This window comes from Pseudonocardia sp. McavD-2-B, assembly GCF_024124365.1.
Classification (GTDB): Bacteria; Actinomycetota; Actinomycetes; order Mycobacteriales; family Pseudonocardiaceae; genus Pseudonocardia; species Pseudonocardia alni.
Map to the genome: position 1 here is coordinate 1 of NZ_JAMXSG010000196.1, position 11,153 is coordinate 11,153.

Here is an 11,153-nt window from a genome sequence, read left to right on the forward strand (position 1 = left end):
AGGCCGGTGTCGAAGATGAACGAGCGCGCGGAGTCGACCAGGTGCGCGGTGACCGCGGCCGGGCCGAGTACCGCACCGCCCTGGCTGCCGAGCGCCTTGGACAGGGTCACGGTGGCGACGACGTCGTCCGCCCCGGCCAGCCCGGTCTCGGCGAGCAGGCCGCGCCCGCCCGGACCGCGTACCCCGAGACCGTGGGCCTCGTCGGCGAGCAGCACCGCGCCGCGGGCCCGGCAGACCCGGTGCAGCGCGGCGAGCGGGGCGAGGTCGCCGTCGGCGGACCCGACCGAGTCGGTGACGACGAGCGCGCGGGTCTCGGTGCGGGCGGCCAGCGCGGCGTCGACGGCGTCGACGTCGGCGTGCGGCACGACGACCACCCGGGCCCGGGAGAGCCGGCAGGCGTCGACCAGGGAGGCGTGCGCGGCGGCGTCGGACACGATCAGCGCGCCGGGGCCGGTGAGCGCGGTGACCACCCCGAGGTTGGCGGTGTAGCCGGAGGAGAACACCAGGGCGTCGTCGTGTCCGCAGAACGCGGCGAGCTCGGCCTCCAGCTCGGCGTGCAGCGCGGTCGAGCCGGTGACCAGCCGTGACCCGGTGGCGCCCGCACCCCAGGTGCGCAGCGCCTCGGTCGCCCCGGCGACGACCCGCGGGTCGGTCGAGAGCCCGAGGTAGTCGTTGCCGGCGAGGTCGAGCGCGGGCCCGCCCGCGGGACCGGCCGGACGCGGGGACAGCCTGCGGCGCAGACCGGCCTCGGTTCGGGCGCAGGCGTGGGTGTCGAGCCAGGCCAGCGGGCGGGGTCCGGGCGGCGTCGGGTCGGGGCCGGTCACGCCCACACCCTAGGCACGACGGAGCCCCGCCCACCCTGGGGTGTGCGGGGCTCCGTGGGTCGTGCGGATGCCGGGTCAGGCCTGCGGCGCCTCGCCCTGCTGCTTCTCCTGCTCGGCGACGGCGGCACGGACCTCGTCCATGTCGACCGCCTTCACCTGGCCGATCAGGTCCTCGAGGGCCTCGGCGGGCAGCGCGCCCGGCTCGGAGTAGAGCACCACGCCGTCGCGGACGGCCATCACGGTCGGGATCGAGGAGATCCCGAACGCGCCGGCCAGCGCCTGCTGGGCCTCGGTGTCGACCTTGCCGAAGGTCACGTCCTGGTGCTTCTCGGAGGCGGCGTCGTAGACGGGGGCGAACTGGGTGCACGGCCCGCACCAGGACGCCCAGAAGTCGATGAGCACGGTCGTCCCGGGCGCGCCCACGACGTCGTCGAAGTTGTCGGTGGTCAGTTCCACGGTGGCCATACGGTCCCCAACGACGTCGTGGGTGCGGATTGTTCCCGGATGCGCGGGCTCAGACCTTCAGCAGCCGGCGGGCGGCGGCGGTGGCCCCGTGCCCGTGCCCGGCGGCGATCCGGTCGAGGTCCGAGCCCCCGGCGCCGAGGTCGGCGCGGGGCTCGACGAACCGGCCCGCGGCCTCGTCGAGGACGAGCACACGGGCGCTGCGGATGTCGTAGAACAGGCCCAGCACCTCGGCGCCGGAGTCCTGCGCCCGCAGCATCTCCAGCTGCATCGTGACGTTCACCATCGCCAACTGGTCGGCCTCGCCGAAACCGTCCTGCGCGGCGGCGACGGCGACCGGGTGACCGTTCTCGTAGGCACGCAGCACCGGCCGCGCCTCGCGCAGCCACTGGCCGAGCGCGGAGTCCCCGTTCGCGCCGCCGGCGAGCAGCCCCTGCATCGCGCCGCAGCCGGAGTGGCCACAGACGGCGACGATCGGGACGTCGAGGGTGCCGGTGGCGAACTCGACGGCGGCCGCGGTGCCGGGCCCGACGACGAGATTGCCGACGTTCTGCACCGTGAACACGTCGCCCGGGCCGCTGTGGGTGATGACGTGCGGCAGCACCCGGGAGTCCGCGCAGGTGATCATCATCGCGGACGGGGACTGCCCGTCGGCGAGCCCCGTCATGGTCGGGAGGATCGCCTCGGAGGTGTTGTCGTGGTACGCGGCGACGCCCGCCATCAGCGTCCCCGACGCGTGCCCCTCGGTCTCCCCGCCCTGCCACTCGCCCCAGGTCAGAAAGCCGGCGCCGGGCGCGGCGGCGCGGCGGGCCTGCTCGGGCTCGATCACGGTCACGGTGGCGCCGGTGCCTTCGTGGCGGGCCTTCCAGGCGAGCAGGTGGTCGTAGGCGGCGTGGTCGAGGTAGTCGGTGACCAGCCGGACGGTGACGTCGCAGCCGCGCGGGACGGAGTTCAGCTCGCGGGACAGCCGCGGCACGGCCAGGAAGCTCAGCGAGCCCTCGACGACGAGCTCGCAGCTGCCGTCGTCGGCCTGCTCCAGGTGCGGGCGGGACCGGACGGCGCGCCAGAGCAGCATCAGCCCGGCCAGGACCAGCCCGAGGACGACGCCCTCGAGCAGGTTCAGGAACACGACGCCGAGCAGGGTGGCGGCGTAGATGGCCAGCTCACCGTGCTGCCGCGCGGTGCGGATCTCGGCCGGCTTGACCAGCCCGACACCCATCATGACCAGCAGACCGGCCAGCGCGGCCATCGGGATGAGCTCGATGACGCCGATCAGCACGATCGCGAACAACGCGATCCAGACGCCGTGCAGCACCGCCGACGCGCGGGTCTCGGCACCGGCCTTGACGTTCGCGGCGGACCGGACGATCACGCCGGTGATGGGCAGGCCGCCGATCATGCCGGAGACGGTGTTGGCCGCACCCTGGCCGAGCAGCTCGCGGTCGGTGTCGGTACGGGTCCCGGGCCTCATGCGCTCCACCGCGACGGCGGACAGCAGCGACTCGACGCTCGCGATCAGCGCGATGGTCAGCATGCCGAACAGCACGCCGCCCCAGTTCGACTCCGGCAGCGCTGGCAGCGACAGCGCGTCCAGGAGCGAGCCCCCCAGCTGCACCCGGACGACGTCGGCGAAGGCGAGGGAGACGACGGTGGCCGTGACGATCGCGACGAGCGCGGCCGGGACGACGGTCAGCTTCGCGGGCAGCCGGTTCCAGGTCAGCATGATCGCGATGACGATGCCGCCGAGGAGCAGCGCGGGCCAGGACAGGTTCGCGATCGCGCCGGGCAGCGCGGCGATCGAGTTGACGCCGCCGGTCTGCGCCTGACCACCGAACACGACGTTCAGCTGGCCGAGGGCGATGGTGGCGCCGATGCCCGCGAGCATGCCGTGCACGACGGCGGGCGGGATGGCCTGGGCGAACCGGGACAGCCGGGTCAGCCCGAAGACGATCTGCAGGACACCGGCGCCCGCGGTGATCAGCGTGGTGACCTGCCAGCCGAAGGTGTTGACCAGCTCGGCGACGATGACGGTCAGACCGGCGGCGGGACCGGAGACCTGGAGCCTGGAGCCGCCGAGCAGACCGGCGACGACGGCACCGACGACGGCGGCGATGAGGCCGGCCAGGATCGGGGCGCCGGAGGCGACGGCGATGCCCAGCGAGAGGGGCACCGCCACGAGGAACACGACGATCGAGGCGGAGAAATCCGCCCGGGCGTGCGGGAACGTGCGGCCGAACCAGGAGCCGCCCGGCGGCGAGTGCTCACCGCGGCCGGACTCGGCCGGGGCGTGCTCGTGGTCCTCCACACGGTGTTCGGTGTTACGGGTGGGGCTGGTGGTGCTGGAGTGACTGCGCGTGGGCACCGGATCCTCCGTGTCGGTCCGTGGGGGGCGCCGGACCGCGACGGTGCGGTCGACTGAGGCGGGTCGCGCGGTGCGCGACCGGCGGAGCGGGTGCGGCCGGCCGGACGAATGCGATCGGCCGACACCGTTTCACCCCGACCACGGAAACGGATCATGATGAGAGCGCTTCTCATCGTTTCGGACGTCCACGACGAAACGCCCGGTCAGCGCCGTTCACCTCTGCGTAACGTGAGGTGGAACACACCGAATTCCACCGGATCGGTGGTCCGGATCACGGTCTCAGCGCTGGTCCCGCTGCCCGGCAAGGGCTGCGGCCCGCATCCCGGCGGCGATCAGCGCCACGTCGTCGCGGGTGCTGACGAACGGCGGCATCGCGTAGACGAGGTTGCGGAAGGGCCGTAGCCAGACCCCGGCGAGCACCGCGGCGGCGGTCGCGGCGGCGACGTCGACCTCCTCGGCCATCTCGACGACACCGATCGCGCCCAGGATCCGGACCTCCCGCACGCCCGGCAGCGACCGGGCGGGGGCCAGCCCGGCGCGCAGCCCGGCGGCGACCTCCTTCACCTCGCGCCGCCAGTCACGTTCGAGCAGCAGCGACACCGAGGCGTGGGCGACGGCGGCGGCGAGCGGGTTGCCCATGAACGTCGGCCCGTGCATGAGCACGCCGGCCTCGCCGTCGGTGATACCGCGGGCCACCCGGGTGCTGCACAGGGTCGCGGCCATCGTCAGGTAGCCGCCGGTCAGCGCCTTGCCGACGCACATCACGTCCGGGGCGACGGCGGCATGGTCGGCCGCGAACAGCTCGCCGGTGCGGCCGAAGCCGGTGGCGATCTCGTCGAACACGAGCAGCACGTCGTGGGCGTGGCACAGCTCGCGCAGCACGTGCAGGTAGCGGGGGTCGTGGAAGCGCATCCCCCCGGCGCCCTGCACCACCGGCTCGACGACGACCGCGGCCAGCTCGTCGGCGTGGGTCTCGACGAGCTCGGCGAGGTGGGCGACGTAGTCGTGGGTGAAGTCCTCCGGCGGGGCGTCGGCGAACACCTGCTGCGGGAGGACGTCGGACCACAGCGAGTGCATGCCGCCGTCGGGGTCGCAGACGCTCATCGCGCCGAAGGTGTCGCCGTGGTAGCCGCGCCGCCACGTCATCAGCCGGTGCTTGCCCGGCCGGCCGCGGGACCGCCAGTACTGCAGGCACATCTTGATGGCGACCTCGACCGACACCGAACCGGAGTCGGCCAGGAACACGTGCTCCAGTCCCTCCGGGCTGACGTCCACGAGCAACCGGGCCAGGTCGACGGCCGGGCCGTGGGTCAGGCCGCCGAACATCACATGGCTCATCCGGCCGAGCTGGTCGCGCACCGCCGCGTCGAGCCGCGGGTGACGGTAGCCGTGGATGGCCGACCACCACGACGACATCCCGTCGACGAGCTCACGGCCGTCGGGCAGCCTCAGCCGCACCCCCTGCGCGGACTCCACGACGATCGGCGCCCGGGTCGCCGGCATCGGCGCGTAGGGGTGCCAGACGTGGTCCCGGTCGGTGGCGAGCAGTGCCCCCGTGTCGAGCGGGGATCCGGAGAGGGTCGGGTCCGGGACACGCCCGGGGCCTGCGGTGGTCACGGACGCCCACGTTAGTGCCGACCCTCTACGCTGGCCCGACCATGGCCACGCCCGACTCCGTGTACGAGCCGGAGGGGCCCGACGGGTCGGCCCTGCGCCGTCGCGAGCTCGGGCAGACCTCCGCACGATCGTTGCTGCTCACCGTGCTGGGCGAGTTCGTCCTCCCGGCCGGGGAACCGGTCTGGACCCGGGCCCTGCTCGACGTGCTCGGAGCGCTCGGGGTGGAGGCCAAGTCGGCCCGCCAGGCGCTGGCCCGCACCGCGGGCGAGGGTCTGCTGACCTCCGACCGCGACGGCCGCCGGGTCCGCTGGTCGCTCACCCCCGCCGGGTCGGAGCTGCTGTCCGACGGCGCCGCCCGCATCTACGGCTTCGGCCGTCCGGCGACCGGCTGGGACGGCCGCTGGCTGGTCCTGCTCGCCTCGGTCCCGGAGTCGCGCCGACGCCTGCGCCACCGGCTGCGCACCCGGCTGGCCTGGGCCGGGCTGGGCTCCCCCGCCCCCGGGGTGTGGGTCAGCCCCGACCCCGGCAAAGAGGCCCGGGTCGCGGCGGTGCTCGACGAGCTCGACCTCGCCGGGTCCGGGTACTCCTTCGTCGGGCACTACGGCGGCATCGGCCGCGCCGACGACATCGTGGCCCAGGCCTGGGACCTCGACGTCGTGGAACGGGCCTACTCGGAGTTCCTCGACGAGTTCGGCCCCCACCTCGACCCGGCCTCCCACGCGTCCTCCGCGGCCGCCTCCGATCGCGGGGCCGGCGGGCCTGCCGTGTCCGTCGCCGACGACGTCCTCGCCCGCCAGGTCCGTCTGGTCCACGCCTGGCGACGGTTCCCGTTCCTGGACCCCGAGCTGCCCGCCGAGCTGCTGCCCGAGCAGTGGGCCGGGTCCCGCGCGGCGGAGCTGTTCACCACGCTGCACGAGCGCTGGGACGCCCCCGCCCGCGCCGCCTGGGCCGACCTGGCCCGCCGGGCCTGAGCCCTGCCCACCGCGACACCCCGCCACACCCGTCGCGCGCCGGCGGCACGGGCCGGTCGGCGCCGCACCCACAACCGTTGCCCGGCGCCCACACCCGTGGCAACGGGTGTGGACGCCCGGGGAGGGGTGTGGCGGTCAGCCGCCGAGGCAGCCGGGGCCGAGCAGGGCCTTCAGGTCCCCCATCAGCGCCGAGGTGTGCATGACCTTGAGCGAGTCGTCCAGCCGCAGCGCGGTCATCTTGGTGCCGTAGACCAGGGTCAGGTGCACCTCGGAGGTGCCGGGGTGGTGGGTCAGCACCTCCTTGAGCTTCGCGACACGCTCGGGGGTGCACTGGTCGGTGCGCAGGCTGACCCGGATCGGCAGCCCGGCCTCGCCGGTGGCCAGCTCGGGCACCGCGAGGTCGTTCGCGATCAGCGAGACGCGGTCGTCGCGCTTGTTGACCCGCGCCTTGACCAGCACGATCGCGTCCTCGGCGACGTCGACGCCGACCACCTGGTACGCCCGCGGGAAGAACAGCACCTCGATGCCGCCGGCGAGGTCCTCGATCTGCGCCGACGCCCACGGCTCGCCGTTCTTGTTCACCCGGCGGTTGACGTTGGCGAGGATGCCGCCGACGGTGACCTGCGCACCCTCGGCGACCGAGCCCTCGACGATGTCGGCGATCGAGGTGTCGGACTTCGCGGCGAGCGCCTGCTCGAGGCCCTGCAACGGGTGCCCGGACACGTAGAGGCCGAGCATCTCCCGCTCGACGGCGAGCTTGTGCTTGGTGTCCCACTCCTCGTCGGGCACCTTCACGTCGAAGATGCCACCGAGACCGCCGTCGTCGCCCTCGCCCGGGCCGTCCAGCGACCCGAACAGGTCGAACTGGCCCAGCGAGGCGGCCTTCTTGGTGCTCATCACCGCGTCGATGGCGTCGGCGTGCACGAGCAGCAGGCCCTTGCGGGAGTGGCCGAGCGAGTCGAACGCGCCCGCCTTGATCAGCGACTCGACGACCTTCTTGTTGCAGACGACCGCGTCGACCTTGCGCAGGAAGTCGGAGAAGTCGACGAAGTTCCCCTTCTCCCGCCGCGCGGCGACGATCGCGTCGACGACGTTGTGCCCGACGTTGCGGATGCCGCCGAGGCCGAAGCGGATGTCGTCGCCGACCGGCGCGAAGTTGCGCACCGAGTCGTTGACGTCGGGCGGGAGGACCGTGATGCCCATCCGGCGGCACTCCGCCAGGTACACCGCGGCCTTGTCCTTGTCGTCGCGCACCGAGGTGAGCACGCCGGCCATGTACTCGGCCGGGTAGTTCGCCTTGAGGTAGGCCGTCCAGTAGGACACCACGCCGTAGGCGGCGGAGTGGGCGCGGTTGAAGGCGTAGTCGGAGAACGGGAGCAGGATGTCCCAGAGCGTCTTGACGGCGTCGGCGGAGTAGCCGTTGTCCTTCATGCCCTGGGCGAAGCCGGCGTACTCCTTGTCCAGGATCTCCTTCTTCTTCTTGCCCATCGCGCGGCGGAGCAGGTCCGCCTGGCCGAGCGTGTAGCCCGCCAGCACCTGCGCGATGGACATGACCTGTTCCTGGTACACGATCAGGCCGAAGGTCTCACCGAGGACGTCCTTGAGCGGCTCGGCCAGCTCCGGGTGGATCGGCGTGATCTCCTGCCGGCCGTTCTTGCGGTCGGCGTAGTCGTTGTGCGCGTTCGCCCCCATCGGGCCCGGGCGGTACAGCGCGCCGACCGCGGAGATGTGCTCGAACTCGCTGGGCGCCATGCGGCGCAGCAGATCCCGCATCGGGCCGCCGTCGAGCTGGAACACACCCAGGGTGTCCCCGCGGGAGAGCAGCTCGTAGGTCTTGCGGTCGTCGAGCTCGACCTCGTCCAGGTCGACGGCGGGCTTGCCGTTGAGCTCGATGTTCTCCAGGGCGTCGTCGAGGATGGTGAGGTTGCGCAGCCCCAGGAAGTCCATCTTCAGCAGGCCGATGGTCTCGCAGACGCCCATGTCGAACTGCGTGATGATCGCGCCGTCGGACTCGCGGCGCTGGATCGGGATCACGTCGATGAGCGGCGTCGAGGACATGATCACGCCCGCGGCGTGCACGCCCCACTGCCGCTTCAGTCCCTCGAGGCCCCGCGCGGTGTCGACGATCTCCTTGACCTGCGGGTCCGCCTCGTAGAGGGCGCGGACCTCGGTCGCCTCGGAGTACCGCTTGTGCGACGGGTCGAAGATGCCCGACAGCGGGATGTCCTTGCCCATCACCGCGGGCGGCATGGCCTTGGAGATGCGGTCGGCGACGGAGTAGCCGGGCTGGCCGAACAGCACCCGCGCCGAGTCCTTGATCGCGGCCTTCGCCTTGATCGTCGAGTAGGTGATGATCTGCGCGATCCGGTCCTCGCCGTACTTCTCGGTGACGTAGCGGATCATCTCGCCGCGCCGCCGCTCGTCGAAGTCCATGTCGATGTCGGGCATCGACACACGGTCCGGGTTCAGGAACCGCTCGAAGATCAGCTTGTGCCGGATCGGGTCGAGGTCGGTGATGCCCAGGACGTAGGCGACCAGCGAGCCCGCCGCCGAGCCACGGCCGGGGCCGCAGCGGATGCCGACCGACTTGGCGTGCTGGATGAGGTCCGCGGTCACCAGGAAGTAGCCGGGGTAGCCCATCTTGATGATGACGCCGACCTCGTAGTTGGCCTGCTGCCGGTACTTCTCGGTGACGCCGTCGGGGAACCGCATGTGCAGTCCCCGCTCGACCTCCTTGATCAGCCAGGACTCCTCGGTCTCCCCCTCGGGGACGGGCGCCTTGGGCTGGAGGTCCTGGCCGGTGGTGAAGTCGATGTTGCAGCGCTCGGCGACGAGCAGCGTGTTGTCGCAGGCCTCGGGGTGGATCGGGTCCCAGAGCTGGCGCATCTCGGCGGCGGACTTGAGGTAGAAGTCCTGCGCGTCGAACTTGAACCGGTTCGGGTCCGCGAGGGTCTTGCCGGTCTGGACGCAGAGGAGCACCTCGTGCGCCTTGGTGTCGTCGGGGTAGGTGTAGTGCAGGTCGTTCGTCGCGAGGCCGGGCAGGTCGAGCTTGTCCTTCAGCCGGAACAGGTCCTCCTGGACCCGCTTCTCGATCTCGATGCCGTGGTCCATCAGCTCCAGGAAGAAGTTGTCCTTCCCGAAGATGTCGCGGTAGTCGCTCGCGGCCTGGCAGGCGGCGTCGAAGTCGTGCTGCTGGAGCAGGCGCGCGACCTCGCCGGACGGGCAGCCCGTCGTCGCGATCAGGCCCTTGCCGTACTTCTCCAGCAGCTCACGGTCCATACGCGGCTTGTAGTAGTAGCCCTCGAGGCTGGCCAGCGAGGAGAGCCGGAAGAGGTTGTGCATCCCCTCCGTGTTCTCCGCGAGCAGCGTCATGTGGGTGTACATGAGGTCGGGGTTGTTCTCGCTGCCGTTGCCCAGCGCGGTGCGCTTGCGCTCGTGCCGCGACCCGGGCGCGAGGTAGCCCTCCATGCCGATGATCGGCTTGACGTCGTGCGCCTTCGCCTTGCGCCAGAACTCGAAGGCGCCGTAGACGTTGCCGTGGTCGGTCATCGCGATGGCCGGCATCTCGTGCTTGGCGGCCTCGGAGAACAGGTCGTCGAGCCGGGCGGCACCGTCCAGCATCGAGAACTCGGTGTGCGTGTGCAGATGAACGAAGGAGCGACTCCCGGATCCGGCACTGCCCATGTGTGTCCCGCGCTCCTCTCCCGCGCCGCTGGGACGGCGCGGACCTCCGCTGGTGCGCACGCCCGTCGGGGCGGACGTGCCGACACCGGGCCGGCGGCGCGGACGGGCAGGGACATCGGCGCCGGCGCGCGGACCTGGCGGGGCCCGCTCGCCGGAGCCGGTGGACCCTGCGGGTCCGGACCGACCGGATCGGTGAGGGGCCCAGCGTAACGGTGGGGTCCGACGGTTCCGGCGACGGCGGCCGGGCACGATCGGGCTCCGCGTGTCGGGCCTGCTCACCCCCTGTCCACCCCGGACGACGGCGTGTCGCGGACGGTCCGGCGGCGGGTTAGGGTCGGGCCACGATGCCCACCGCCCCCGAGCCGACGACACCGCCGACCACGGTGGTGTTCGACCTCGGTGAGGTGCTGGTGCCGTCCGCGGGCCTGGAGCGCCGGCTGGCCGGGGTGTTCGCCGTGCCCGAACCCGTGCTGCGCGAGGCGTACTGGCGCCACCGCGCCCGGCACGACCTGGGCGACCCGCCGGACCGCTACTGGACCGCCGTCTGCGCCGACCTGGGCCTGGCACCCGAGCGCGCCCGGATGGACGCCGCCGAGCGGGTGGACGTCACGTTCTGGTCGACACTGCCGCCGTCGTCGTCGATGCTGATCGCCGACCTCGCGCGGGCCCGGGTGCGCCTCGCCGTGCTGTCCAACGCGCCGCGCGGGCTGGCCTCCGCGGTGCGCGCCGCGGCCTGGAGCAGCCCGTTCGACCGGTTGCTGTTCTCCGCCGACGTGGGCGCCGCGAAACCGTCGCAGGACATCTTCCGGCGCGCCGACGTCGAGTTCGGCACCGCACCGGAGCAGGTGCTGTTCTTCGACGACCGCGTCGACAACGTCCGCGCCGCGTCCGCGCACGGCTGGGACGCCCACCGATGGGAGGGCGCCGCCCGGGCCGTGCGGGTGCTGCGCGAGCGCGGGGTGCTGGGCTGACCGGTCCCCCGGGACCCGGCGCCGGCGACCGCCGTGCACTGCGGCCAGGGGATCCGCGGACCCCGGGCACCGTCGGGCTCATGATCGGTACGCGTGCAGCGATCGGTGCCACATCCGGCACCGATCACTTCCATCACGGCGATCATGGGCGGGCAGCCGGGGCGACCGGGGCCGCGCGGCCGGACGGGGCCGGGCCCGGGCGGGCGGAAGCCCGGGGGTGCCCGGAGGCCGGGGGCCGGCCGGAGACCGCGAGGCCGGACGA

7 protein-coding genes are annotated in these 11,153 nt (G+C 72.8%); 2 read left to right on the forward strand and 5 right to left on the reverse strand.

All coding sequences use genetic code 11. The features are described from left to right. The 4 genes from NH602_RS21850 to NH602_RS21865 all read right to left on the reverse strand — a co-directional run. Positions 1-824, reverse strand: an 824-nt coding sequence (locus tag NH602_RS21850) for an aminotransferase class I/II-fold pyridoxal phosphate-dependent enzyme (RefSeq protein WP_253068778.1), incomplete at its 3' end; no start/stop codon positions are given. Between the two features lie 75 nt (positions 825-899). Continuing rightward, positions 900-1,289 carry a co-chaperone YbbN gene (locus NH602_RS21855; RefSeq protein WP_020623876.1) on the reverse strand — a complete coding sequence of 130 codons (390 nt, stop codon included), beginning with the start codon at positions 1,287-1,289 and terminating at the stop codon, positions 900-902. Positions 1,290-1,338: 49 nt separating this feature from the next. Next, positions 1,339-3,648 carry a SulP family inorganic anion transporter gene (locus tag NH602_RS32010; protein WP_253068779.1) on the reverse strand — a complete coding sequence of 770 codons (2,310 nt, stop codon included), beginning with the start codon at positions 3,646-3,648 and terminating at the stop codon, positions 1,339-1,341. 279 nt (positions 3,649-3,927) lie between these two features. Continuing rightward, entirely contained in the window at positions 3,928-5,196 is a 1,269-nt protein-coding gene (locus NH602_RS21865; protein WP_161152359.1) for an adenosylmethionine--8-amino-7-oxononanoate transaminase, read from the reverse strand. A gap of 110 nt (positions 5,197-5,306) precedes the next feature. Between NH602_RS21865 and NH602_RS21870 the strand changes: the two genes are divergently transcribed. Next, the gene (locus tag NH602_RS21870) at positions 5,307-6,236 is read left to right on the forward strand and encodes a PaaX family transcriptional regulator C-terminal domain-containing protein (protein WP_179760351.1); all 930 of its coding nucleotides are present in this window, start codon (positions 5,307-5,309) and stop codon (positions 6,234-6,236) included. 135 nt (positions 6,237-6,371) lie between these two features. On the opposite strand, the gene dnaE is transcribed toward NH602_RS21870, so the two are convergent. Further along, entirely contained in the window at positions 6,372-9,920 is a 3,549-nt protein-coding gene (gene dnaE, locus NH602_RS21875; RefSeq protein WP_161152357.1) for a DNA polymerase III subunit alpha, read from the reverse strand. A gap of 344 nt (positions 9,921-10,264) precedes the next feature. Here dnaE and NH602_RS21880 point away from each other — a divergent pair, with 344 nt between their 5' ends. Then, on the forward strand, positions 10,265-10,891 hold the full coding sequence (locus NH602_RS21880) for an HAD-IA family hydrolase (RefSeq protein WP_073573908.1): 627 nt from the start codon (positions 10,265-10,267) through the stop codon (positions 10,889-10,891). Positions 10,892-11,153: the final 262 nt, after the last annotated feature.